This window comes from Scytonema hankhaensis NUACC26, from assembly GCF_045865695.1.
GTDB lineage: Bacteria > Cyanobacteriota > Cyanobacteriia > Cyanobacteriales > Nostocaceae > Scytonema.
Genome location: NZ_BAACAP010000225.1, coordinates 24,486 through 48,540, shown reverse-complemented (window position 1 = coordinate 48,540; position 24,055 = coordinate 24,486). Strand labels below are relative to the sequence as shown.

Below are 24,055 nucleotides of genomic sequence, written 5' to 3'. Positions count from 1 at the left end.
TACTTTAAAAAAGGTTCGTAGCCAAGTATAGAAAATGGCCCAATGCTTATAAATTCGTAGAAATTCCTTGATAAATAAATCTTTACAAAAGCCTGTGACGCTTACATATTATAGTTTGCAAATCGTGACGCGAGAAAAGAAGGGAACAGCTCCCACGAGTATAGTCCCTTCTCCACCGAAATCAAACACCCCATCGGAATGAACTGAAGGTAGGTGTGATACATACCCCTTATTTTTTGTTATTTGAGGGGCATTATAACTCCATTCTAGCTCTGTATAATCACCCTCAACACCACGCTCAACACGCCACCCAATACGAGTGGCAAAGCGTTCATATGCCTTTTCAAGGCGATTCATTAATAGTTTATCCCGATCGTTAAAATCATTTTGAAGTAGGCGTAAGTCCTGGATTTTCTTGAAGTCCTGTGTTATTAGAGTTGTCAAGTCAAGACCTTCTTTTTTGATTTCTTCCCAAAAAATCTCCTTTTGCAAACTAAAACCAAAAATATTATCAGAATTTTTTAGCCATTTTTTGTTAATTTCTTTTAAGTCATGACAAGAAATTTTATTGATATTAGATATGTGTAAATTGCTTACTTCTTCATATTTTCCTTCAGCAATATAGGACATTAAATAATATGTTTTTTCATTGGCTTCACGCCAATTTTTATTTACCAGTAAATTGTCTAGTTCATCGTAAAGGTGTTGTTTGAAAGATTCAAATACACTTAAATAAGTTTTATCTTTAGTTTGTAGTAATTCCATAAATTCGAGATGTAAAGATACAACAATTTCTTTCGATAGAAGTTTTGGTTCAATATTGGGGTTAAATAGTGGGCTGATGACAGCATTATCTTTCTCTTTCACCTTGGTTTTAAGATTATTTAGAGTATCAAAAGCTTTTTGATAAACTTCAATAGCTTTTTTATTTTCTTTGTTTTGTTTGTATAAAATTCCTTCAGTTTTCAATCTAAGAATCTCGACTTGTAAACCTTCTTTTAAAAAATTGTCATCGATTAATTTTATTTTACTCAGATAAGTTTTGGCTTCTTTAAGATTAGTTTTAGCTTCTTCAAAATTTTTTTCTTTATTTAAATTATGTTCACTTAAATGTAAATTTGCATACGCTATACCAGCATAAAGAACTTGTAGCTGGCTATTATGATTTCGTATATTAACAGATTGACTAGCTTGTGAAAGCAGTTCTTTGGCTTCATCATTATAACCCTTATCTTTGAGTTTTCCTGCTAGTTGAGTCAGAGTTCCGACGTTTTTAAGATATTGTTGAGTTCTTGTAAGTTGCTTCGCGAAAGCGTATGCTAGAACTCCTAAAGTTCCTGCTACTGACAAAGTTATAGCTAAAACAACCCCACCGATACGTATCCGTTGTCGTGCTTTCTGATTCGCTTCACTTAGTACCAAATTCCTTTTCTCTACTGCTTCCTTATCCTTCCTCTCACGTTCTAATTGAGCTTCTTTTTCCAATGCCGCGATCGCTTCTTCTTTCTCCTTGGCTTGGCTTGCTGCTAAGAACTCCCTATCCTGATAATTTAAGCTTTTATCAGACGCCCATAATAGCGCATCATGTAACGCCTTCCCCCGCAATAAACGCGATTCATCCTTACCATCAGAAGCAACCCAAAAACGAAAATTTTCAGAGTAAGGGCGTAAATTCCTCAACTGAGTTTCAATCCAATCTCGGTCAAAGATTTCTCTATAAATAGGATTATAAACTTTTAACTTATTCTGTTGTCTAACAACCAATCCTGATAGCTGTAGTTCGCTTTGTTCTAATGTGTCATCTGCTATCACTTCAGCTTGTTCTTCTGAATGTCGAATTTGTTGATATAATTCCAATAAATATCCAGCACGTTGCTCGTCTCGCAAAATTCTGTCACGAATAGTCCTCAAATGCTCTGGTTCATCTTGTGACTCCCAATTTTCAATGATACGCGATCGCACGACTTGTTCGACGTTCCTTGGATTATCTTGAAAAGACTCCTCCACCATAAATTGACAAAGCTTTTGCGTTAGAAACGGTTGTCCGCCCGTCCAATGTAAGATATCCTTCATCACTCTATGAGAATCAGGATACCTTTTCTGCAACCCCTTTTCTAAAGGCTCAACTTCATGTAGTTGAAAACCCTTGATACTAATAGCTTTCCCAATATTAAATGGTGTGCGTTTTTTATCTTCTATCAAATTACTTGGCGATGCGACTCCTAACAAACAGAAGGTGAGGCGATTGTAATTAGGATTATCCACACGTTGATTGTAACAAGAACGAATAAAAGCAAAAAAATCATCAGTGGGAAAGTTGAGACTGAGGACGCTATCGATCTCATCTATGAAAATCACTATATTTTCTTGAATCTCAACAAGCAATATTTCTTCTAAAAACTTGCGAAATCGCGTCACCAGAGAATTTAATTGGTTCTGTCCCCACCAATCCCCAAAATCCACATCCAATCCAAAGCTATCAATCAGAGTATCAATCAAATCTGCATACCATTGTTCTGGTGGGACGTTTTGAATACCTCCAGCAGAAAGGTCAATAGCCGCGCACTCTACACCCAAATCTCTCAATCGGCGCATGGTTCTGACGCGCAAACTGGACTTTCCACTTTGTCTAGAATTGAGGACGTAACAAAACTTTCCTGCTGTTAGCCCTTCATACAATTCGCCATCGGCTTCTCTAGTGACGTAGGTTGTGGCTTCTTCGGGAAGACTTCCAGAAAATCGGTATTCGTCAAACATAGCTCACCTACCGCAAACGCTCAGAAAAGTACTGACGATATAAATCGTAACTGGGAACGCAATCATTGCCAGACAGTTTTACTAACCCCAAGCTATGCAGTTTAAACCCAACTTCTGCATCCAGTCGCACGGGTTCATTTGCCATCACCACTTTATGATATGCTTCTTCTAACTTCTGATTATGCTGTAAATTCCACAATTGCTGTCGTAAATGGTCGCTAAAAATTCCTTGTTCTGTTGGTGCAAGTTTCACTAGTTCCTCTAGGGTAACTTGCTGGCTTTTGAGGTTGGCTAAAGCCTGCTGTATAAAATAAGGATGTCCTCCAACCAAATCCATAAGTTGAGTTAACCCTTGTTCGTTAACTTCATATCCCTTAGCCAGAGTTTCTACCTGCTGTCTGCTAAATTCTGGTAAATCTATGGGTATGCCAACATTAAACGGTGAATGATTGGTGTCTAAAGTTGGATAAGCTTCTGTGGAATGAACTACCACCAACCGCAACTTCTTCCAAATATTCCCTATCTTATCTCCTTGTTTGGCATTTTCGTACCAACTCCGCAATAACAAGCAGAATTGAGGAAATATTTCGGGGTGTTCAAACAGTCGTTCAAAATTATCTATAGCAAAGACTAGGGGAGTTTCTATAACTGATAGTAAATATTTTTGGAAATAACGAGTACAATTTTTGTTTAATCCATAAACATCTTGCCAGTATTTCTCTAAATTAGCTTCCCAATCTAAACTATCGGAAACATCAACACACAGCCATTGGAGAAATGTTTTTAGATCGTTGAGGATGCAGTCATCAGCTAGCTTCAAATCTAATTTCGCTGTTTTATATCCCTGCTGTCTGGCATAATTCAGCAAGTTCTCTAATAGTAAAGTCTTGCCCATTCTTTGCGGTGCTTTAATCCGAATTAACTCCCCTGGCTGCACGATGGATTTATAGCATTTTTCCTCAATGGGCGATCGCTCGATATAGATTGCAGTTGGTTCTGTTGTAGAGTCACCAGAATTGTGAGGCATATCCGAATTCCAAAAAGCTTGTCTTTTCAAAACTGGTATCGACCCTTGTGACAGGTCTTCCATTTGAACGGCAACCAAACCTTCCTCATAAGCTCTTACAATACAACTACTATCGTATCCTAACCCATCATAAAACCCAATCGCAAAGACAATAGCTGCGCGATCGCCAATAGATTGATTCATACCAATCGCATAATTAATGTGTTGGCTAATTTCATGAGCGGATTTTTCTGAATAACAAGCATTGAGGACTACACAGTTTACATATTCTCTGTGCAACTTAAACAAAGCAGCTAGCCCTTGTGGTGTTATGGGTTTGTGGTTCCCAGAGTCATCTTCCAAGACTAAGCAACCATCTGACGTACCGTGACCGCAAAAATGGACGATGTGGGGTTGTTCTTCTGCCAATGCCCTACGGATATCTTGAGGACGTACAGCAGTTCTAATTCTAATCTCAAACTGCTCCCGCCGGATCGCCCTACGTATCGCGTCCTCAATCTCCCGAATTTCCTTATCCAAGCGTAAACCGTCTGGAATAGCAGTGAGAATTAGTATTTTGCGGCTAGTGGCAGTGTTACCATTCATCAATTTCTAGATGCTGAGGTTACTCTAATGTTTAATATTTTATAAGTACCAGTCAAGTTTAGTTATGCAGTCTCGCGATTGGGCTTTTGGCATTCATAGCGATTAACACCCCACAGACTGATATTGACCTGATTAAACAACGCTATAAAGACGCACTTACGCCAGAGGAACAACCATGACAGAACAAACCGTTTTTGAAGAAAGCAGTGGCAACGTCTTTGCTGACCTTGGTTTGGAGGAGGCAGAAGAGCTTTTCACGCGAGGAAAGATCGGAATTCAGGTTCTTCGCCTGTTAAAACAACGTAATTTGAAACAACGGGAAATTAGTAAATTGCTTGGCATTCCCCAGCCAGAAGTATCGTATTTGATGCGAGGAGAGTTTCAACGGTTTAGTGAAGGGAAACTTCTTACGTTCCTCAAACACCTCGATACCGAAATTACTTTGCATCTTCGCCCCCGTAATGCAGGAAACCAAACGGGTGAAACCGTTGTATCGCTATAGAGTAGGATAAATTTCTGTAGGCAGAATTGGGTGAATATTTCGGGATGTTCTTTATAGCGATTTCCATGTGTGTGAGGTACAGTAAGAAGGCGAGGAGCGGGACTCATCTACCAAGAAACTGGTCAAAAAAATACTTTTACAACTAATATATACGTGAAAATAGAGCATACACTGAAGTTTCGATGATCCGACCAACAAAACCCGAAGATGCAGAAGCGTTGATTGCCGTAGCAAACACAATCGGTTTCGAGCCGCATGAACTCGATAAACTCAGCAAAATGCTGACTGACTACTTCGCCAACAACGACAGCGATCGCTTCTGGATTGTTGATGACGATGACGAAGACGGAGTAGTAGGGGTCGCCTACTGCGAGCCTGAACCCATGACTGATGGGACGTGGAACTTACAATTGATTGCCATTCGCCCCGACCATCAGGGACAGGGACGCGGTGGAAAACTGCTGCACTATGTTGAAGAAACTTTGAAAGCACGCGGTGGACGCATGCTACTGGTGGAAACGTTAGCAAGCTTCGATCGCACGCAAAAGTTCTACGTGAAGTGCGGCTTTGAGGAGGAGGCTCGCATCCGGGACTTCTACACAGCAGGTGCTGATAAGGTTGTGTTTCGTAAAGTGTTGAATGCACCTAGTTGATAAAGATGTTATTAACAGTCGGTTCTTACCACTGCTAAAACCCGACTTCTGTGCAGTACCATTGGGCTAAAGTGGGCTTACCACAGATGAGCGAAAAACTGACATAGATAGAAATAGCCATAAGAATGTAAGTTGCAGCCAGCAAAATTAGAAGTTTTCGATTTGTCAGCCGTTGGAAAAATTTTAGTCCAAACGTACTACCTCCTATTGCACCAAAAATTCCACCAATTGGTGCGAGAATAATCATCATAAATAAAACTGGTAACGAGCCAAGACCCCCGCCTTTTCCCCATGATTGCACGAGTCCGGGTACGGAGTAGGTTGGCATCATACAGACAAGCATTGTTCCAAAGAAGCAACCAAAGATTGCAGGAGTCATTATTTGATTAATACAACGTTTAATTAACCCAACGATTAAACCAATAATAGAACCAATCGCCAATGAAATAATTACACCCAATATAGTACTAATAATCAAATTTGGCAGAATGTAATTAAAGATGAGAGTGAAATTCAATTTCAGCATAAAATTTCAAATATTAAGAATAGTAACTCTTTTTCAAAGTTTTGAGTAAATCGTCAAGATATCACAGATAAATGGCTAATTATATATCATGTTCTGACAGAATTCCTTTTCCAGAGGTCATTCAAGATGATAACTAATCGCAAGAATTGGCATAGACTATTATGGTTAACGAGTTTTTTAGTTGCTACAGGAGCGTGGGCTAACCTCGAAGGTTATGCTTTGGCTCAAAGTGGGGGAACGCTCACAGTGAACGCGGGAGCCTTGGTCACTAATCCTGACATAGTACCAAGAGCGATCGGTACTGGCTCTGATAATGTTGGCTCTATCTCCCTGGGATTTCCTAATTCTCTACCTATAACGAGTACTGGCTCTGATAACGTTGGCTCTATCTCCCTGGGATTTCCTAATTCTCTACCTGTAACGAGTGGTGGTAATATCAGCATTAATGCTGGCTCTATCTTCGTAACACCTGTTGATTCTGTACCTAGTACTAATGGTGGTAGTATCACTATTGATGCTGTTTCTATTTTGCTGACGCCTCCTAATTCTGGACTCGGAACGAGTGGTGGCAATATCATTATTAAGACAGACAATATCATTCTACGTCGCGTGCCTGAAAAATCTTCTTTATTAGGTTTGTTAGCTTTTGCAGTTGTTGGTGCAGCTTATATGTACAAGCGCAAACAAAAAGTTATGTGAATAAAACGCTCGCGCTCTGAAACATGAAAGCTCTAAGATTTTTAAGATTCAAACCTATAATCTTTTTATGTCAGGTATTTTTAATTACTATTTTTATAGTTTCTTGCTACAGTTCAAAGAAAACTAGCAATAACACAATTATAGGAGCTAATAGTAAACTGAACCTAGAATGTGTTAAAAAATATAGTGGAAAAACCGATTATTTTCCCAAAAAGGTCAGTGTTGATTATGCAAAAGGTTTTGTAGTGGAATACCATAAAAATTATAAAATTGTTACAGTAAAAAATTCATGGCAAAATGCAAATACTATATTTCAATACGTCCTTGTACAATGCGGTACTCCAGTTCCAAAAGGATTTAAAGAATCACAAATTATTCAAATCCCTATAAATACCATTGTTTCGCTTTCTACGACTCATTTACCTCATTTAGATAAGTTAGGAGTTGTAGATAAACTTCTTGGAGTCAGCGATACAAGTACAGTCAATACCACTAGCGTTATTGAAAAAATTAAAGCTAATAAATTAGTCAAATTAGGAATTGATAATAGTCTAAACATAGAAAAAATATTAGAATTAAACCCAGATTTAGTAACGACATATGGAGTCGGCAATCCAAGCATTGATAGTTATCCCAGACTTGTAGAAGCAGGTTTAAAGGTAGCTATTAACGCTGATTATATGGAATCATCTCCATTAGGACGAGCCGAATGGATAAAATTCACATCTCTATTTTTTAATCGTGAAGCTAAAGCAGAAGAAATTTTTGACGAAATTGCAAAACAATATCAAGCAATTTCAGCCAAAGCTAAAGCAGCAAAAAATCGTCCAACTGTATTTGTCGGATTTAACTCAAAAGGAACTTGGTATATGCCAGGAGGTAACAGTTATGTAGCACAATATTTTGCTGACGCTGGTGCAAATTATCTTTGGCAAGACAATAAATCATCAGGAACTTTACCATTATCCTTGGAACAAGTGTTTGAACGTGCTACCAATGCCGATTATTGGTTAAATGGGAGTTTATATTGGAAAACCAAAAAAGATTTACTTGCTGAAGACAACCGCTATGCAGATTTTAAAGCTATCAAAAATGGAAATCTCTACAATAATAATGCTCGTCTTAACTCGAGTGGTGGTAACGATTATTGGGAAAGTGGAATCAGCAATCCCCATATAGTCCTATCCGATATCATTAAAATTCTACATCCAGAAGTTTTAAGCGATCGCAAGTTAGTCTACTATCGCAAGCTTTTCTAATGTTTTCAGAGCCCCGACTTCTCAAAGAAGTCGGGGCTCTAACACATTCTTCCGTGGTTTAGTCGTTGACGACTCCAATATCAATCAGACGAAGATTTTGTTGATTAAGCTCTTTCCATTTTCACACATAGCATGACTTTTCGCTTTTAAAGGATGTTTGTAAAGTTTCAATTCGTACTTGCCTTGGCGAATAGAATTCGCACGGCAAGTGCTAGCAGTGCAACGCACTACCTCAGCTATACAGGAATCGGATTTTTAATCAATATCAGCTTAAGAGAAAATTTAAGAGCAAACTATTAACTTTCTCAGGCTGGTCAAGCTGCATCCAGTGGCTCGCGCCCTCTATTCGTTCGTAATTCCACGCTCCAGAAACATGTTGAGCCGATAGAAGCATCTGTGCTTCGGTTAAATACGCATCTCTGCTGCTCCAAACTCCCAGCACTGAGGCTTGGACATTTGGGAGTAACCCTTTCTCTTGAAGCCATTGCTCAGGAGCAACATTTGCTCGATACCAGTTCAAAGCTGCTGTTAACGCTCCCGGTCGTTGGAGATCTTTGAGCCACTTAGATATCTCTGGATGATGATTAAACAAGTCACGAAAGAGCTTCCAATCCTCACGAGTCAGTAACTCTTCAGCGATTTCGCGAAACTGAAACAGCAACATATACCATGACTTTTCTCGCTGCTCCATCCCTGTTTTGAAGAAAGTCGCCGGATGTCCTACGGAAAGAGCAACTAGGCGATCGACCCGCTCTGGATAAAGGGCGGCGAGCGTCCAACTCACTGCACTACCCCAGTCATGACCCACAACATGAGTGCGCTCAATACCTAATTGGTCAAGTATTCCAATTACATCTTCAACAATGAGTTGCAATTTGTAAGACTCTGGCTCTGCTGGCTTGTCAGACTCACCAAACCCACGTAAATCTGGAGCGATGACATGCATCCCCTCTTTAGCAAGAGCTGGAATCTGATGTCGCCAGAGGTATGAAGAATCTGGAAATCCGTGCAGAAGCAAAACTGGTAATCCGTTTCCCTCTTCTAGAACGTGGAAGTTCAAATGTCCCATCTGAATTTGCTTAGATGGCATAGCTAGCAATCTCCTCAAATTGTGTTCCTACTGATTTAACTACAATTGCCCTACTCATAAAACCACAACTACTGAAAGTTCAAAGCTATATCATTCTGCAATTCTGCAATTACACTACTATATTACTTATGACTGACGGGATTCCTTGCGATTCCAAAACCGGAGTTGCTTACCCAAACTTCCAAAAAACCTTTGTGGCACAATGATGGACAACTTTACCCGAACGGGCAGAGCGATACGGCTGTATAGCCGTTAGCTTTGCGATCGCACCAAAAAACAGATCCTTGGCTTAAACTTTGAATTCGATCTCGAAACCAACATAGTTTCTTTGCGAGTACAGGAAACAGATTGCGTAAATGTATTTCATGTCGAAAAAGAGCGTGAAGCAGTTGAGTGTTGGCTGGATGAATTCTTTGGTTTTCCAGTAGAAGTGAAGCAAAATCTCGAAACGGGATTTCCAGATGATACTGTGTCTCCCGGTCCAACCATCATTAGCACAGCAACACTAGAAGCAATTGCCTCATGGTATCCCGGACTCGATGTTGAAGAAGTTCGTTCGCGTTTTCGCTCCAATATTGAAATTTCAGGTGTCCCTGCTTTTTGGGAAGATCGGCTTTTTACAGAAGCAGAGGGGACGGTTAATTTCCAGATTGGGGATGTACAGTTTATGGGTATTAACCCTTGTCAGCGCTGTGTTGTAATTACTCGTGATTCCAAAACTGGAGTTGCTTACCCAAACTTCCAAAAAACCTTTGTGGCACAACGACGGACAAGTTTACCCGCATGGGCAGAGCGAACGCGATTCAACCACTTCTACCGCTTGGCAATCAATACGCGGCTACCTGTTACCGAAGAAGGAAAAACAATTTGCATTGGTGATGAACTCAGAATTGACTCATAGCTGCAAGTGAGGCAAGCTGTAAAAAGTACGAAGTAGGTGGGGTAGTTCATAGTGCAAATGTGTTTATCGTATATCTATAGCAATCCTAGATCGTATGTGAGAAAATACTACTTCCCTATTCAGTATCAATATCATCTAAGTAATAATCGTCTTTATGGCTATAATACTTGAAAAAAGGTAAAATAGAAGCGTTAAATATTTAACATTATATTTTGGAAATGAATTCAGTACTTTCTCATAAATCATTTAGGATTGCTATAAAATCAAAAAGAACTTTTATAATTTAGAGAAACTAGCTATGCAATATCAAGTTTTTATTGAAAGTCATCCAGAAAAAAAATTCATCGCTTCCGTTGTCGGTATCCCCAACACTACAGTCGAAGGTAGCACAAAGGAAGAAGCCATAGCGCTTGCCAAAGCTTCTTTAGAAACCAAACTGGCGTCAGGTGAGTTAGTGACAATTGAGGTAGATCAAAAGCGCGAGCACCAAGAAACAGATCCTTGGCTCAAACATATGGGTATTTTTGCCTCAGACCCAACATTTGACGATTTTTTGGCAGAAGTTGCGTCTTATCGTCAGCAAGTAGATGAGAAAGAATTTTCTGAATGACTTGCTACATAATGGATACAGATCATCTCAGTCTCTACGAACGCGCTCATCCTCAAGTCTGTGCTCGCATTCTTCAGACGCGACAGCATTCTTCAGATATGCTGTTTACAACAGTGGTGAGCCTTGAAGAACAATATGCTGGACGGATAGCTCAGATTCGCAAAGCTACGACATCTCAAGCATTGGTTGGGGCATATGAGAAATTAAAGCAAACCTTTGTTCTTTTTTCGGAATTAGAGATTTTGGAGTACGACCTCACTGCAGATCGATATTTTCGAGAATTTAGAAAAGCAGGGATTCGGATTGGTACTTTAGATTTACGAATTGCTGCAATTACCCTTGCTTCAGGCGGTATTTTGTTAAGTAGAAATTTGCAAGACTTTGAGAAAGTACCAGGGTTAATTATTCAAGATTGGTCAGTGCCGCTAAATTAACGTGAGTTCGACGAACAAAAAAGCTTAGAAAGCTTGCTTTTATTGTATGACAAACGACAAGTAGTGTCTTCCGTAATTCGTCAGAGTTTTTTTACAAATCTTTACAATCGGGATTTTGGGGACAGTTAATTTTTAGATTGAAGATGTACGGTTTATGGGGTGCAAGGCTGTAAGGTAATTGTCAAGAGACTTTGAGAAGATGCTTGAAAGAAAAACTGATTTGAGCCTCGTTGCTTTTCAGGAAAGGCAGCAACAATTAGCTTAATGTTAGATTTTCGTTGTCGTTTAACAATACCTAAATCTTGATTTTCACCGAGCAGCAAAATACTTAACTGGGTTTGTTGCTTTACCTTTTTGATGAGCAACGTAAAAATGATAAAGACCACGATAAATTATCTCTAAAGAAATGGAGTCAAAGGGTAACGACAGCTCATCAGCAGGCGATTCTTGGCGTACATCTAATTAACTTTAAGTATTAATACTCTCAGGACTGGTTTTCAAAAAATTTTTAATCATTTTAGCGATTTGATACTTACTTGCAGAACCAGAACTATAAACATAAGTTAAAGGTAAAATTTCAACCGAATTTAATACAAAAACAACTCGATAGACAATACTTTCTTCGCTATCAGTATTTTCCACATTCACATCAACAATTTCATCTAATTCATACTGAATAACTAGGTTCCCAAAAATTCCAAACCATCTGCTACGAATTAAAGTCATAAGATTGGCTTCTTTATCGAAAGAGCAGATTATAGACGGACTACTAGTTATAATTAATAAAGATAGCACCCCCAAAAAAAGACTTATTCCCACACCAAAGTAACCAATATCTCTATCATCCTCTTGAAATACCAGGGATGTTTGTAACGATTCAGCTAGAAAAGTTTCTATTGTAGAGATGACAGATTGATATTTTTCAGATTCACCTTTACTGTAGTCAACAGTTCGAAAAGTAATATTATCTGTGTTATTTATTAGGATAACTTGATATTTATAAGATACTTTACCCTCTTTATCAGTCTCTGTTTTCCTTTCTAATTTAACTCCTTGTAAATCAGCTATTATTTTTTTCAGTTTTTCATAACCAAACCAGTTAAATTCAACTACTTCACAAACAGGATGTGGAATGTTATTATTTATAAAAGGTTTATTTAGGATTGAACGGGTACAATTAAGTTGTACAATAGGTGTGTACCACCAGGAAAAAACTAAAAAAAAGCTTGCAAGTCCTACAAAAAATATCCCTATCAATTGAGATAGTGTTGGCGGAACTTTTAAAATGAGTTTAGTTAAAGTTTGCTCAGAAGAGTTTGAAGTTTGACGATGAATACAACAAAATATTACTCCAAAAATTATTAAGAATAAAATTGTGAGTAACAAAAACTTAAAATCAATTTGCATAGATAAAAAGTATCACCTTGTCATTTTTGTTAAAGTTTAAGCTAAAAAATCTGTCTTAGCCAGTGCCGCGCCAGTGTGTTGCCTAGCATTGGCTCCCAAAACCCTTGCCAATACTTCTAAAATTTAACGCCGACTGAACTTTACCTTTAGCCCATCGCGAGGACGAGAGAACGGGAGCACAACTCGCTCTAGATTTTGCCCTGGAAGTAACTCCCATGTATAATCGCGAACTAACAAAGCAGCAAACAACTTCATTTCTAATCTGGCAAACTCTTTACCCAAACATTCTCGTATACCGCCACCAAATGGAATGTGACTGAAGACTTTTTGTTTATCTTCCGATCGCTCTGATGAAAAACGCTCTGGGTCAAATCGCTCTGGGTGCGTGTAAATCTGACGATCTTGATGTGTCTCAGGAATCTGATAATACACATCCCAACCCTGTGGAATTAAATAACCACCGAACTCACAAGACTCCAAAACTTTCCGCGAGCCGCTCCGAACCACAGGCGGTACAATTCGTAACACCTCTTTCAGCACTTGCTCCAGGTAAGTCATTTGCTTCAAGGTTGCTTGAGTCAATTGAGTTGGAAATCCAAGTTGCGCTTGTTCTGCACGCACGGTTTCGAGTACTTTTGGATGTTGCGCCAGTAATAGACACAACGAAGTTAATGCTGATGTCAGTGTTTCGTGTCCCGCAATCAACATTCCCAAAACATTGTCTTTGATGTCTGCTCGGCTGAGTGCATTGCCTTCTTCGTCTTTTGCCACTAATAAAATACTCAAAACATCTTGCTGGTTTGAAGGATGCTGTTGGCGTCCATCGATTAAGCGATCGAAGCGCTCGAGCAATTCTTCCCGCGCTCGAACTGCTCGAGCGAACTTGCTAAGCGGAAACCTAACTGGAATCGTCAAAAGCCCTTCACTCCAATCTTCGTAAACTTTTTCTAACGACTCGTTCGCCGCAGTACTTACCCCCACAAACAAACGACAAGCAATATCGAGGGTATATTTTTTCAACTCTTCATACCAAGTCAGCGTTCCCATTTGTTCCCACTTTTGCAAGTACCGATGGGTCATTTCTTCCATTGTGACTGCATAGTTTTCTAAAGCTCTTGGCTGGAAAGCTTGAAACAGTTGACGGCGCAGTACTTGATGAGCGATTCCTGTCTGCACGCCAATTGATTTTGCACCCAGTAGAATCTCAAAATTTGGCGTATTCGTCATTTCCAATTTCTGCCCGTCATTAGAGAAAAGAAACCGCGCCGCATCGGCTCCTATCAAGGCAATAGTTGGACGACCAAAAAGATGGGTTTTGAAGATGTTACCATGCTGCTGTTGTCGTTTAGCAATAAAGCCTTCTGGATCGCGTAGGTAAGCGATGGATTCACCGATCGCAGGTAAACCTAATCGACCAGGGGGTAGTGAGAACTTTGGCTGATTTGAAACACTGGTCATGCTTTTCTCGTAATTGAGCGAGATTTTCGATGCGAAGGGCGCAAGGCATTGCGCCCCTACATCTTTTTCGGAGAGGTCTAATAGCTCTCTCACTTCTTACCTATGCGTACTCTGCGTCTGGTGTGGTTAAATAAATGACTTTTGAACCGCAGAGTACGCTCCAGAGCGCAGAGGAGAAAGATGAGGAATTGCCACCTAAATCAAAATTTTATAAGTCACCTTGCCAGGGCTAGCTAATTGCATCTAGCAAAAACAATCCAACATCTTTATGCAATCCTACATTATGCTGGGGACAACTAGAGGAGTGCAAGCATCGCGGACAACCAGATTCACAACCGCACTCCGCAGCCAGCGCATACGCCTTCGCTGCAAATTTGGGTAATTGATGAAATATAGCTTCCGTTGCACCGTTCCCACCATCACAAGTGTCAAAAAAGTAAGCAACCGTACCCGTAGCTTGAGGAGTCACGACACCATCAACATCCAGACTCGAAGACAAAACCACTAGCGGTACAGCTTTTATTATCTGATGCTGAATGCTGTGGAGTGCTGTAAACTCAGGGGCGCAAGTCCATAATTCCCGATATTGCTCTGGAATACCGTTTCCATGCGTGTCGGCGATCTTTTTCTTCTCGTTTGCGATCTGTGCAGCGAGTGCCTTTTGCAAAGGTTGATTCACTTCTACAAGTACGCTGGGTGCTTGATACTGGGTTGTATAGGGCTGCTCAAATGCGACTTCTGATATGAGGTTGGTTATTTCAGCTGAACGCAAACGACTTTTGCAGCAAGAGCAAACTGTACCTTCCAATGGTTTGCGGTAGTTAGCACATCTTGCAGAAACACAAGTCATTCCATAGGTACGCTTCATCTGTCGGTAGCCAGTGACGAGTGTTGTAATTTCTCCCCAAACTAATGTCAGTCGCAACTTACCTTCTGGAATTGATGTCTGAATGATTTTTGGTTCTGCTAACTTTGAAAGTGGTTTGATATGCAGATCGGATTCGGCTTCGGTTAATAAGTCCCTATCTTTCTCCACTCGTTCTAATATTGCTTCTCCCCGTTCTTCGTCTAAACTTTTTGAGCGATAAGCAACTAATTCTCCACTTTCGTCTTGTAAGGTGTAGATAGCTTGGGGAAAAACTTCTCGGTGCGCCAGAGAAAGAGACATTGTTTCTAAAATTTCTCTGGTGTAAGAGTCGATTAACGAGATGGATTTTTGGGAACTGCTTCTGAGGTTAATGTCTTTATGAGGATAACCCTGTCCCCAAAGCCTACCGTTGCTACTGAGAAAAAGTTTGTTTTGTTGCATTAAGGAATCAGCAATTGCACCAGAGGCTTTACCAAAGCGATCGCTCAATTCTTGTAAAGCAATGCTACTTTCTATACAACCGCATTCCAAGTGCTTACCTAAAATTGTTGGGTAATCTGGATTAAAAGCAGCACTTTCCACTTCTCCCAATAGCAATTGCTCGCAATGCTTTGCGTAAAAGACATCAATGGGATTTTGAGCAAGTGGCAGAAAAATGACAAGCCCGTGTTGCTTGCGTCCCGCTCTTCCCACACGTTGCCAAAAAGACATTAAGCTACCCGGAAAACCACGGATGAGGCAACAATCAAGTTCGGGAATGTCGATTCCCGCTTCCAAAGCTGAGGTAGAAATAATAACTTTGATTTGCCCCTTTTGTAATTTCTGAATTATATTTTGTCTGCGATCGCCTGTCAAAGAACTGTGAAAGACTGCTACCTTAGTTGCCAGATAACTTAAACCTTGACGTTGAGTTTCCCGTTGAATGAGTCCTAACAAACTTTTGACAGAGGCTCTAGAATTGCAGAAGACAATTCCGCTCAAATCGTGTTGCAACCAAGAAATGATGATTTTACACGCATCGGGATTGGCAGCACTGCTCGGAGCAAGACATAATAAAGTACGTCCGGCGCGATCGGCACCACTACGTTCAATTAAGTGCAGTCTTTGGGGTTGATGAGTTCTTCCGCTAAATCTTAGCGCCATTTCAGTGGGATTGCCAATGGTAGCACTAGAACAGATAAACTGAATCTTGCTGGAGTTACCGCCAACAGCATCTACAGCCAGTCGCAAGCGTCTTATGAGATTGGCAAAGTGAGCGCCAAATGCACCAATATAGGTGTGAGACTCATCTATAACTACCCAGCGTAACTGTCGCAAGAACTGACGCCAAGGTTCTCCTTCATCTCGCCGTCGCGTGTTGTAAAGATAGTGGTGCAACAGATCGGGGCTAACAGCTAGGATGTTAGGAGGATTGGGAATGAATAAGCGCTGTCTCTCTTCTTTGGGCGTATCTCCCGTCATCAATCCAATTTTGACACTGCTTGGCATTGACTTCACTAACTGATGTAGCTTTCGCATTTGGTCTAATGCCAATGCCTTAAGTGGGAAAATATACAGTGCTGTCGTTTTAGGTTGCTTTAGGCAAGATTCTAAGATAGCTAGGTTGTAGCACAGCGTTTTTCCAGATGCTGTGGGAGTTACGAGGCTCAGGTCAAACCCCGATCGCAATTTGACAAGTGCTTCTAACTGATGGGAGTATAGATAGGTGATGCCGTTGTTGTGAAGAGCTTGGCGTAAAGACAGGGGTAGATCCTTTGGGATGGGGTGGAGAAGACCTGGTGAACCTGGTGTGATATCTGCTGTTACTAAAGCAAGAGATAATTCTTGAGCGATCGCACGAAATGCCAATTGTGGAATTTGTTGGATTTGCTCGTTAATAACTGCTAGATCGCTGCCATTGGCTTCTTCATGAGATGATGTAGAAGAAGCCAACGTTGTATGACTTGGTTGGATGATACCTTTGGCTAGTGCATCCTCCCAATCAGCAAACTGAGTTGGGTTGACTTCCTCCAGAAATTTGACAATCAACCGCTTACCTAACACAGCCATCACTTCCCCCACCCCATACTCTGGAGAGTAAATATGCTTACTTGGAGCAAGCCACTCAGGTGGTTCCGGTACTGCTCGAGCAGCGCGGAGTATAGCAGCGTAATCAGTCGGGCGATCGTGCGTCATAAACTACTTTAAAGAGCTAACACCGAGTCCTGAGTTTCCATTCCTCGAAGGATATCTGGCTGTTCCTCAACCATTGTAGTGCGATCGCAAACAACATCGTTGGCTTCCAAGTTAGGTAGTTCTTCTATTAATTCACCATGCTCTCGGAACCAACTGATTTGCCAAGGAGAAATCGATTTATTTTGGAAGAGCAAGCGAACTGCTAGTTGCGATCCAGCCCAACCTCCCCGCACTGATAGTTTGAAAATTTTATGGTCTTTTAACTCTAAAACCCGCTTTCCACCTTCCTTTGGAGTGTAACAAACCACTTCTGCATAACTTGTATCTTCATCAGCCCATTGCCATTCCAGGGCTTCACCATCCAAAGTAGACTGACTAACAAGCATTCGTTTATTGCTCAAGAGGAGATGACTTGTAAGAGCAGGACGCTCCAACCAGTGTCCTTCATTAAGGGTTAAAATTCTTCGTCCGGGAAGAAAATGCACGTTGAGTAAATCAAAGGCGTGTTCGTTAGCCCATTCTTTAAAGGAGATACTTTCTCGACCCAACCACCGGATTAGTTCTTGCTTGTTGTTGTACAAATCGCACAACCCAAACTCACTCAGCGCCGAGATTAACTCTAGTCGGGATTGAGCTGTGTTTTCGTCCATTCCTCTTGTCATCCAGTCATAAAAGACAGCAAAGTGTGGCTCATTTAAGTAACGTACTTCTGTAGGGATTGTTGCTAGTATCTTGTGAAAATGCTCTTGCAGTTTATGCAAGAACTCCTCAAAAGCCATCGAACCACTTTTTTCTCCGTCCGCTTCTTCTAAGATAGTTCTTGCTTCATCATGGCTGTATCCTAGCTCTAACAAATAAGGAAACAGTTTTTCAACATCAATTAGCCCACGCTCATCAAGTTCAACAGATTGAAAGTGTTTTGCGAGAAACTTTCGGCTGTTAGCGTTTTGCTTAAGAACTTCAGATAATTCCCGTGCAATATCCTTTCCTGTCAGATGAGTTGGTCCCATTAAGACATAGGGTGGATTGTTGTTGACCTTTCCAATTATCCACTTGTAAAGCCCTTCACTAATGACTCTCGGGTCTATCCACGGTAAAGCTCTATTATTCAAAGGTAGCGATAGAGTCCGACGGTACTTTAATTCTTTTCTCTGAATGAGGAGATCGGAAAACAGAGGTGCATGACGTAGTACCAAAGTTTCTGCTTCTTGAGAACGCACGGAAGTTTCTGCGATCGCTAAGAGCTTACCCAGTCTACTCTCTTCAGGACAAGCCGGAGCTACCCATGCTAAGCGATGAATCTCCGTTTCTCTGGTAAATTTCAAAAAAGAGTGAGTGAGCTGTTTAACTTGAGATAAGTCTGCTGGTGCGATCAACATAACAGCAGCTTCACAATTTTGAAATACTTCTCTAACCGCTTCTAAAGAAGTTGAGTTATCCGGTGTCAATTCAACTTCTTCTGAAGTTGTAGGAACACTCAGCACATCAGACGGTTTCAAAACGTGTATTTGAAACGATCCTGATGATTTTCCTAACAAATGGATAAATTGCTTGGCCGGTGCATATTCTGACTCTGATACAAAAACGACTATTTTTTTTAACGACATATACGCTCCCCGTTTTTTATTTGGTAAATGCATATTTTAAATACTGACTTATCATAGGGTAAAAAGTATTTTATGACAAGATTTTACAATTTTTCATTATGAGTATTTTGAAAGTCCTAAAAGTAGGAAATGTTAGTTCTCTTATTTTGAATTTTAGATTTTAGATTGAGAAAACCTTACTGAAGCAGATAGCATTAGCTTCTACCACAAGATAGAAAAATAGTGAAAAATATATAAAACCTACTTTACCTACAAAACCTACTTTACACACTTTTTCTTTAAGCCCTTACATATGCGTATTGTCAAAAAAAGTGAAGTGTTATCAGACATGGGAGTTGTGTCAGAATAAGTTAAAGATTACATGAAGAATATTCACATAATCTTTAAAAAACTTCTTCGCTATTTGTTCGTAATTGGGAAGTTGTGCTTCAGTCATTTTTAACAGGTCTGTTACTGGTTAGATAGTTTTTAGGTTACAACACTTGTCAAAAGACAATTTGTCAAACTTACAGGATTTGAAAATACTATTGCAATCCGTTCGATTTCAGTAATTTTACAGTTACACTTATTGTGATTTCAATGACAAAATATTGAGACAAGCACTTGATAGGATAATAAAGTAATAAAAGACACTCATAAAAGTGTCCAAAAAAATGCCGTAGGGTGGGCAGTGCCCACCGAAAGCTTCATTAGGTAGGGCTAAAGCCCACCGTTCCCATATTGAGAAGGTGCAAGATGTCAGAAAAGACACTTATAAAAGTGTCCAAAAAAATGCCGTAGGGTGGGCAATGCCCACCGAAAGCCTCAGTGGTGGGCATTGCCTACTTGTATTTTATCAATTAAGTAGGATTGCTATAACACTTGATAGGATAATAAAGCCATGGGGACAATTATAAAAGTGTCCAAAAAAGCGGGAGGAATTCAGGAATTTAGTAACGATTGATGTTTTTGATTATCAAGTGCGTGCTACTAAATCACTTGAAACAACCATGACCACCCCGAAAGAATCATCTGCTCGCTTCCGTTCCGCTACAGAATTTCCCAAAACTGTCGAAAGCTTACCTCACTCTGAAGCAAATAAATTGTACGAAGAGATGCGTGATTGTTTGATTTTCACAAATCGCAGCCGAGCGCAACTTATCAGAAGAAACGAAGAATACAAACAGTCCGCTATTCGGGTAAAAACAGATTTAGAACGCCTACAAAGCATGATTAGTCAACTCAAACAGGAGAAAGAACAGCTTGCTGAGAACAACCGACAGATTGTATCAGAGTTGGAACGCGAACTCTCCTCAATGGTAGGACAGATGGATCGACTTTCAGAAGCTTTTGATTCTGTTTCGGATGTTGAAAATGCAGAGCAAGTGTATTGGGGTACTCTAGCCTCTCCTAGCCGTTTTATGAAATTTTTAAAAGCAATCAAAACAATAGTCATATGGTGGCGCGAGGACAAAGGAGTGGACGAAAAGGTAAACAAACTGTCCTTAACTTCTTCATCTCGCTTTGCCAATAATGTCGATCCTAACGAGCAAAGGGAAAAACCGCAAATGTACACAGATCCCGCTTCGATTGGACGAAATCTTTTAGATAAATAGGTAGGGAAAACTCATGGGAAAAAAACGAATCGCTCAACTTGTAGAGCAACTGAAAGATAACCAACAAGTGGAATTACAGAATGCAGCTGCCATATATACAGTTGCAACTGTTGCTGTTAACGAACTTTGGCAGCAGGAGTCTCAAGTCACTGAATCGGCTGTCGCAACTTTACCTAGCGTACAACAAAAAATTGATAAGGCGCAGTTGCTCGAACAATATGGTTCTTACAATGCTTGTCGTAAAGCAGCTAAAAAACGAGGAATTAAATTTTCTCGCACTCCTGGTTGGAAGCAACTAGCAGCTGCATTTAACTACGCGCAAACATTTCAACAAATTATTACAGCTTATGTAGAAGCACATCCAGAGCCAGGACTTAAAGGAACTACATTTGAGATAAGTATGAAATAATCTACCATTCAAAAAACTACACTTACCAACCATGAAAAATGAAGAACGACTCACTGCTACAATCGTGCCTTTTTATCTTGCAGAACAGCCAGATATAGCAGGGCGAATGATTCATGAAATATGGGGTTGGGATTTTGATGAATTGGAATACAATCACGATTATATCCAATGGTTATTCCCCATAAATGAGAAAAGCGCTTTTAATCCCTACGCGCCTGTTCTTAATAATGAAGTTATTCAAAGATTTCAGACTGACTCTCGCCTTCAGCAAAACTTGTTACAGTCTTTCAATATTATGTTGAAGTTTTACGGGTTAGAAGGCAATATGGAGAGCGATCGCTATATTGTGACGAAAGCACAAAACTACAAAATTCGCGCCAAAGAGTGGATAAACTTTGGAAACCATAACTATCTTCGCATCACTCGCATTCTTAAGTGCTTAATGACATTAGGATGTGAAAGTTATGCACGAGCATTTTACCAATGTTTACAACAAATTTATAAAGAGGAAACTCAAGCGATCGCTCATAAGACTTTTCAGTTTTGGACGGATGCCGCTTGTTCTTAAAAAAGAAGATTATAGCAATTTTTTTTCTTAGTTTACCTAATTCTTGTGGGGTGGGCGTCCTCGCCCGCCCTCTTTCATGTACGGGCGTCCCCGCCCGTACCACAAGAGTATGGGTTGGCAAGCTAGACTTTGCGATTGAAAGATTTGTTATCAAAAGGGTTATTGTTACAACCTGTAATAAAAATCAATATTTGTAGACTTAGAATCAGTAGTGTGGGCATTGCCTACCAAAAGACTTGGTGGTGGGCAATGCCCACACTACAAGTATACTACAAGCATACACGCGAGAATATCTGGCGTGTCGGTTTCCTAGTGTAATAACCGCACCTTAACGAACGGACACCACGACAGTTAAAAAGATGAGAAGTGCTTAACATTTCGTTACCCTAGAAACATCAAGAGGGGTAAAGCAAAACCTCCATATCAAAATCAAAGGTGAACGACATGAATGGCACAATTCGCGTTGGCAACCTCTTCGGGATTCCCTTCTACATCCATCCATCTTGGTTTTTTGTTCTGGGCTTAGTTACTTTAAGCTACAGCAGTGGATTAGCAGCACAATTCCCGCAGTTGGGTGCAGCCTTAGCTGTCATACTGGGATTGCTGACAGCACTGTTATTATTTAGCTCTGTTGTAGCTCATGAATTGGGACATAGCTTTGTCGCTCTTCGCCAAGGAATAGATGTCAAATCAATTACACTCTTTATATTTGGCGGATTGGCAAGCTTAGAAAAAGAGTCGGAAACTCCTGCAGAGGCTTTTTGGGTTGCAATTGCAGGTCCTCTGGTGAGCTTACTGGTATTCGGTATACTGACAGGTGTTGGGATTGCGATAAGCTGGGTACAGCTTGCGCCAAGGGCGATCGCACCTTCTGGACCACTCGCTGCAATACTTGGCGTTCTCGCTTCTGTAAACTTAGCATTAGCACTCTTTAACCTAATACCGGGCTTACCTCTAGATGGTGGAAATATATTAAAAGCTCTTGTGTGGAAGATTACGGGAAATCCTTATCAGGGTGTTGTTTTTGCCAGTCGAGTTGGTCAAATCTTTGGTTGGATTGCTATAGCTTCCGGTCTACTCCCACTCTTGTTATCTGGTAGCTTTGCAAACTTCTGGAACTTGCTAGTCGGTTTCTTCTTACTGCAAAATGCAGGTAATGCCGCTCAATTTGCTAGAGTACAAGAGAAACTCACAGGTCTAACGGCTGCGGATGCAGTCACCACTGACAGTCCAATTGTCTGTGCTCATCTTACATTACGAGAGTTTGCTGACGAACGTATCTTGGGCTGGCAAAAATGGAATCGTTTCTTAGTGACAGATGACAACGGACAGCTTGTAGGAGCAGTATCTATCGATAATTTGAGAGCCATCCCAACAGCACTGTGGTCAGAAACTCGAATCGAAGAAGTTATGCGACCAATCGAACAGTTGGTAACGGTGAAATCTGACCAATCATTAATGGATGCAGTACAACTGCTAGAACAAAGAAAGTTATCTACACTTGCTGTTATCCGCGACAATGGCGTGCTTGTGGGACTTTTAGAAAAAGCTTCAGTTCTTAACTTACTTTACAAAAAAGCCCAAGCGAACGCTGCATAATCAGTTTGGATAATTCAACGGTAAAAGCCTAGTTTTCTAGAAAAGCTAGGCTTTTGCTTTCTTATACTATGGCGTTGAACGATGGCTAACTAAGAATTTTTTTGAGCAAAATATGCAGCTAATTTCTCTGGTGCTAAAGCTAATTGAGCCACACCTTCATAATTATCCCAATGTTAGTAATTGCTGCGGCATATCAACTAACAATCGTCGAGTTGTCAACCATTGTCGCCCAAGTAAAACTTCAGATAAACCTTTGCCAACGTGAACGGGAATATCGTATGCAGTACCATCAAGTTTAATCTTACCTGCGTAAATATCAAATCTAGAATTCCCCCGTGCAGTTTGCATCCTTTGTCGGTCAACATAAATCCAACCAAATCCATCTATATCTTGCTTGTCCACCGCCAACCAGTACGAGAAACCGGTGTCAAATAAAGCTTCAATTTGTAGCTCTAATCCCTGGCTATCAATAAGTGCTATCTCAAAAAATAACGCATCCTCATCACCAAATCTACCTGAAAGTGTCATATCGTACCGCAAACCCCTGTTTCATTAATTCGGAAAGTGTGGTGTATCTTGCCTGGGTGCTTTTCATGACACTTATGCCAAGCAGCTTCCAAATCTTTATCAATAAAATAATCACCACTATCGGGTTCAACTGTAACATACCAGTTGTAATGACTTTCTATAAATTCTGCTTTGACTTTATCAAAAATGGGTTTACAACGTTGATAAAATTCCTCACCCTCCGCTTCCCACTCAGCAAATTGTTCTTCTGTCCATTGGATTTCAGGGAAAATGCGTCCTCGACGCACGGTACGAGTCGTTTTAGTTTCAGTCATGGTTGGTCACACTCATTCGTAACACTTATATTTTCACCTATTTACACCAATTACTGCTCAAATAAAACACGAGTGTTTTTTATTACAATATAGTGATTGAGGTTAGATATCCCGTTCAAAGGCGGGGCAACAATTGTATCCGTATCAAAGCAACATTTCAAGTAAAACGAACGTTCGGAATTATACGACCCGGTGCAGCAGTTTTGATATCACAATGGAATAAAAGTAAAATCACACAAAACAGCTGGATATTAAACGGATAATTACTGGCACGTTGTGTTGGTAGAGAAAAATCGTAAATCGAATGGTGACTTTTAGTCTATAAATATAGCGTAAAGTCATACATATATCAAACAGACAAAATTAGCCAAAACTCTTGTCTTGAAGTCTTTCTATAAAATTATCTATTTCGCTTTTAGAATCTAATATTTCCCTTCCATCCTCTGCCTTTCTTCTTGTCAGTAATTCAACGGTGGTGTGTAAT

The 24,055-nt window shown here is 40.3% G+C and carries 21 protein-coding genes and 1 pseudogene; 11 read left to right on the top strand and 11 right to left on the bottom strand.

Annotation, left to right across the window (positions count from 1 at the left end; genetic code table 11):
- Positions 1 to 108 precede the first annotated feature (108 nt).
- Positions 109 to 2,757 carry an AAA-like domain-containing protein gene (locus ACKTT2_RS32570; RefSeq protein WP_407894559.1) on the bottom strand — a complete coding sequence of 883 codons (2,649 nt, stop codon included), beginning with the start codon at positions 2,755 to 2,757 and terminating at the stop codon, positions 109 to 111.
- A gap of 7 nt (positions 2,758 to 2,764) precedes the next feature.
- Positions 2,765 to 4,369 (bottom strand): AAA-like domain-containing protein, encoded by a 1,605-nt coding sequence (locus ACKTT2_RS32565; protein ID WP_407894557.1) that lies wholly within the window; start codon positions 4,367 to 4,369, stop codon positions 2,765 to 2,767.
- A 175-nt stretch (positions 4,370 to 4,544) separates the two neighbouring features.
- On the opposite strand from ACKTT2_RS32565, the gene ACKTT2_RS32560 reads away from it, so the two are divergent.
- Together ACKTT2_RS32560 and ACKTT2_RS32555 are read left to right on the top strand one after the other, a co-directional pair.
- Entirely contained in the window at positions 4,545 to 4,871 is a 327-nt protein-coding gene (locus tag ACKTT2_RS32560) for a helix-turn-helix domain-containing protein (RefSeq protein WP_407894555.1), read from the top strand.
- Between the two features lie 182 nt (positions 4,872 to 5,053).
- Positions 5,054 to 5,524, top strand: a complete 471-nt coding sequence (locus ACKTT2_RS32555) for a GNAT family N-acetyltransferase (RefSeq protein ID WP_407894553.1) — start codon at positions 5,054 to 5,056, stop codon at positions 5,522 to 5,524.
- Between the two features lie 34 nt (positions 5,525 to 5,558).
- Here ACKTT2_RS32555 and ACKTT2_RS32550 read toward each other — a convergent pair whose 3' ends face one another.
- Complete coding sequence (locus tag ACKTT2_RS32550) at positions 5,559 to 6,050, bottom strand: hypothetical protein (protein ID WP_407894551.1); 492 nt, start codon at positions 6,048 to 6,050, stop codon at positions 5,559 to 5,561.
- 126 nt (positions 6,051 to 6,176) lie between these two features.
- Between ACKTT2_RS32550 and ACKTT2_RS32545 the strand changes: the two genes are divergently transcribed.
- Both ACKTT2_RS32545 and ACKTT2_RS32540 read left to right on the top strand, forming a co-directional pair.
- Positions 6,177 to 6,749, top strand: coding sequence for a hypothetical protein (locus tag ACKTT2_RS32545; protein WP_407894549.1), 573 nt, complete (start codon positions 6,177 to 6,179; stop codon positions 6,747 to 6,749).
- Between the two features lie 23 nt (positions 6,750 to 6,772).
- Positions 6,773 to 8,008, top strand: coding sequence for an ABC transporter substrate-binding protein (locus ACKTT2_RS32540; RefSeq protein WP_407894547.1), 1,236 nt, complete (start codon positions 6,773 to 6,775; stop codon positions 8,006 to 8,008).
- Positions 8,009 to 8,273: 265 nt separating this feature from the next.
- Here ACKTT2_RS32540 and ACKTT2_RS32535 read toward each other — a convergent pair whose 3' ends face one another.
- Complete coding sequence (locus tag ACKTT2_RS32535) at positions 8,274 to 9,098, bottom strand: alpha/beta fold hydrolase (protein ID WP_407894545.1); 825 nt, start codon at positions 9,096 to 9,098, stop codon at positions 8,274 to 8,276.
- Between the two features lie 328 nt (positions 9,099 to 9,426).
- On the opposite strand from ACKTT2_RS32535, the gene ACKTT2_RS32530 reads away from it, so the two are divergent.
- From ACKTT2_RS32530 to ACKTT2_RS32520, 3 genes are all read left to right on the top strand, one after another.
- Positions 9,427 to 9,999 (top strand): MOSC domain-containing protein, encoded by a 573-nt coding sequence (locus ACKTT2_RS32530; protein WP_407894543.1) that lies wholly within the window; start codon positions 9,427 to 9,429, stop codon positions 9,997 to 9,999.
- A gap of 298 nt (positions 10,000 to 10,297) precedes the next feature.
- Entirely contained in the window at positions 10,298 to 10,609 is a 312-nt protein-coding gene (locus ACKTT2_RS32525) for a type II toxin-antitoxin system HicB family antitoxin (RefSeq protein WP_407894541.1), read from the top strand.
- Positions 10,606 to 11,043, top strand: coding sequence for a type II toxin-antitoxin system VapC family toxin (locus ACKTT2_RS32520; RefSeq protein WP_407894539.1), 438 nt, complete (start codon positions 10,606 to 10,608; stop codon positions 11,041 to 11,043). The genes ACKTT2_RS32525 and ACKTT2_RS32520 overlap by 4 nt, the downstream gene beginning before the upstream one ends.
- A gap of 152 nt (positions 11,044 to 11,195) precedes the next feature.
- On the opposite strand, the pseudogene ACKTT2_RS32515 reads toward ACKTT2_RS32520, so the two are convergent.
- The 5 genes and pseudogenes from ACKTT2_RS32515 to ACKTT2_RS32495 all read right to left on the bottom strand — a co-directional run.
- A pseudogene (locus ACKTT2_RS32515) lies at positions 11,196 to 11,490 on the bottom strand (IS4 family transposase); the annotation flags it as partial.
- 21 nt (positions 11,491 to 11,511) lie between these two features.
- Positions 11,512 to 12,450, bottom strand: a complete 939-nt coding sequence (locus tag ACKTT2_RS32510) for a hypothetical protein (RefSeq protein ID WP_407894537.1) — start codon at positions 12,448 to 12,450, stop codon at positions 11,512 to 11,514.
- 123 nt (positions 12,451 to 12,573) lie between these two features.
- Positions 12,574 to 13,908 carry a cytochrome P450 gene (locus ACKTT2_RS32505; protein WP_407894535.1) on the bottom strand — a complete coding sequence of 445 codons (1,335 nt, stop codon included), beginning with the start codon at positions 13,906 to 13,908 and terminating at the stop codon, positions 12,574 to 12,576.
- A gap of 229 nt (positions 13,909 to 14,137) precedes the next feature.
- Positions 14,138 to 16,951 (bottom strand): DEAD/DEAH box helicase, encoded by a 2,814-nt coding sequence (locus tag ACKTT2_RS32500; protein WP_407894533.1) that lies wholly within the window; start codon positions 16,949 to 16,951, stop codon positions 14,138 to 14,140.
- Between the two features lie 8 nt (positions 16,952 to 16,959).
- A complete protein-coding gene (locus tag ACKTT2_RS32495; RefSeq protein ID WP_407894531.1) occupies positions 16,960 to 18,558 on the bottom strand; it encodes a hypothetical protein in 1,599 nt (532 codons plus the stop codon).
- A 989-nt stretch (positions 18,559 to 19,547) separates the two neighbouring features.
- On the opposite strand from ACKTT2_RS32495, the gene ACKTT2_RS32490 reads away from it, so the two are divergent.
- The 4 genes from ACKTT2_RS32490 to ACKTT2_RS32475 all read left to right on the top strand — a co-directional run bounded on the left by ACKTT2_RS32490 (position 19,548) and on the right by ACKTT2_RS32475 (position 22,729).
- The gene (locus ACKTT2_RS32490; RefSeq protein WP_407894529.1) at positions 19,548 to 20,153 is read left to right on the top strand and encodes a hypothetical protein; all 606 of its coding nucleotides are present in this window, start codon (positions 19,548 to 19,550) and stop codon (positions 20,151 to 20,153) included.
- Between the two features lie 13 nt (positions 20,154 to 20,166).
- Positions 20,167 to 20,562: a hypothetical protein gene (locus tag ACKTT2_RS32485; RefSeq protein WP_407894527.1), complete on the top strand. Its 396-nt coding sequence runs from the start codon at positions 20,167 to 20,169 to the stop codon at positions 20,560 to 20,562.
- Between the two features lie 31 nt (positions 20,563 to 20,593).
- Positions 20,594 to 21,130 carry an opioid growth factor receptor-related protein gene (locus tag ACKTT2_RS32480; protein ID WP_407894525.1) on the top strand — a complete coding sequence of 179 codons (537 nt, stop codon included), beginning with the start codon at positions 20,594 to 20,596 and terminating at the stop codon, positions 21,128 to 21,130.
- A 444-nt stretch (positions 21,131 to 21,574) separates the two neighbouring features.
- Positions 21,575 to 22,729, top strand: a complete 1,155-nt coding sequence (locus ACKTT2_RS32475; RefSeq protein WP_407894523.1) for a site-2 protease family protein — start codon at positions 21,575 to 21,577, stop codon at positions 22,727 to 22,729.
- Positions 22,730 to 22,891: 162 nt separating this feature from the next.
- Here ACKTT2_RS32475 and ACKTT2_RS32470 read toward each other — a convergent pair whose 3' ends face one another.
- Entirely contained in the window at positions 22,892 to 23,257 is a 366-nt protein-coding gene (locus ACKTT2_RS32470) for an aspartyl protease (protein WP_407894521.1), read from the bottom strand.
- Complete coding sequence (locus tag ACKTT2_RS32465; RefSeq protein ID WP_407894519.1) at positions 23,254 to 23,571, bottom strand: hypothetical protein; 318 nt, start codon at positions 23,569 to 23,571, stop codon at positions 23,254 to 23,256. The genes ACKTT2_RS32470 and ACKTT2_RS32465 overlap by 4 nt, the downstream gene beginning before the upstream one ends.
- Positions 23,572 to 24,055: the final 484 nt, after the last annotated feature.

What these genes read in the sequence shown, in the direction of transcription:
- ACKTT2_RS32570 (WP_407894559.1), bottom strand. Translation starts at nt 2,757, where the DNA reads ATGTTTGACGAATACCGATTTTCTGGAAGTCTTCCCGAAGAAGCCACA.
- ACKTT2_RS32565 (WP_407894557.1), bottom strand. Translation starts at nt 4,369, where the DNA reads ATGAATGGTAACACTGCCACTAGCCGCAAAATACTAATTCTCACTGCT.
- ACKTT2_RS32560 (WP_407894555.1), top strand. Translation starts at nt 4,545, where the DNA reads ATGACAGAACAAACCGTTTTTGAAGAAAGCAGTGGCAACGTCTTTGCT.
- ACKTT2_RS32555 (WP_407894553.1), top strand. Translation starts at nt 5,054, where the DNA reads ATGATCCGACCAACAAAACCCGAAGATGCAGAAGCGTTGATTGCCGTA.
- ACKTT2_RS32550 (WP_407894551.1), bottom strand. Translation starts at nt 6,050, where the DNA reads ATGCTGAAATTGAATTTCACTCTCATCTTTAATTACATTCTGCCAAAT.
- ACKTT2_RS32545 (WP_407894549.1), top strand. Translation starts at nt 6,177, where the DNA reads ATGATAACTAATCGCAAGAATTGGCATAGACTATTATGGTTAACGAGT.
- ACKTT2_RS32540 (WP_407894547.1), top strand. Translation starts at nt 6,773, where the DNA reads ATGAAAGCTCTAAGATTTTTAAGATTCAAACCTATAATCTTTTTATGT.
- ACKTT2_RS32535 (WP_407894545.1), bottom strand. Translation starts at nt 9,098, where the DNA reads ATGCCATCTAAGCAAATTCAGATGGGACATTTGAACTTCCACGTTCTA.
- ACKTT2_RS32525 (WP_407894541.1), top strand. Translation starts at nt 10,298, where the DNA reads ATGCAATATCAAGTTTTTATTGAAAGTCATCCAGAAAAAAAATTCATC.
- ACKTT2_RS32520 (WP_407894539.1), top strand. Translation starts at nt 10,606, where the DNA reads ATGACTTGCTACATAATGGATACAGATCATCTCAGTCTCTACGAACGC.
- ACKTT2_RS32510 (WP_407894537.1), bottom strand. Translation starts at nt 12,450, where the DNA reads ATGCAAATTGATTTTAAGTTTTTGTTACTCACAATTTTATTCTTAATA.
- ACKTT2_RS32505 (WP_407894535.1), bottom strand. Translation starts at nt 13,908, where the DNA reads ATGACCAGTGTTTCAAATCAGCCAAAGTTCTCACTACCCCCTGGTCGA.
- ACKTT2_RS32500 (WP_407894533.1), bottom strand. Translation starts at nt 16,951, where the DNA reads ATGACGCACGATCGCCCGACTGATTACGCTGCTATACTCCGCGCTGCT.
- ACKTT2_RS32495 (WP_407894531.1), bottom strand. Translation starts at nt 18,558, where the DNA reads ATGTCGTTAAAAAAAATAGTCGTTTTTGTATCAGAGTCAGAATATGCA.
- ACKTT2_RS32490 (WP_407894529.1), top strand. Translation starts at nt 19,548, where the DNA reads ATGACCACCCCGAAAGAATCATCTGCTCGCTTCCGTTCCGCTACAGAA.
- ACKTT2_RS32485 (WP_407894527.1), top strand. Translation starts at nt 20,167, where the DNA reads ATGGGAAAAAAACGAATCGCTCAACTTGTAGAGCAACTGAAAGATAAC.
- ACKTT2_RS32480 (WP_407894525.1), top strand. Translation starts at nt 20,594, where the DNA reads ATGAAAAATGAAGAACGACTCACTGCTACAATCGTGCCTTTTTATCTT.
- ACKTT2_RS32475 (WP_407894523.1), top strand. Translation starts at nt 21,575, where the DNA reads ATGAATGGCACAATTCGCGTTGGCAACCTCTTCGGGATTCCCTTCTAC.
- ACKTT2_RS32470 (WP_407894521.1), bottom strand. Translation starts at nt 23,257, where the DNA reads ATGACACTTTCAGGTAGATTTGGTGATGAGGATGCGTTATTTTTTGAG.
- ACKTT2_RS32465 (WP_407894519.1), bottom strand. Translation starts at nt 23,571, where the DNA reads ATGACTGAAACTAAAACGACTCGTACCGTGCGTCGAGGACGCATTTTC.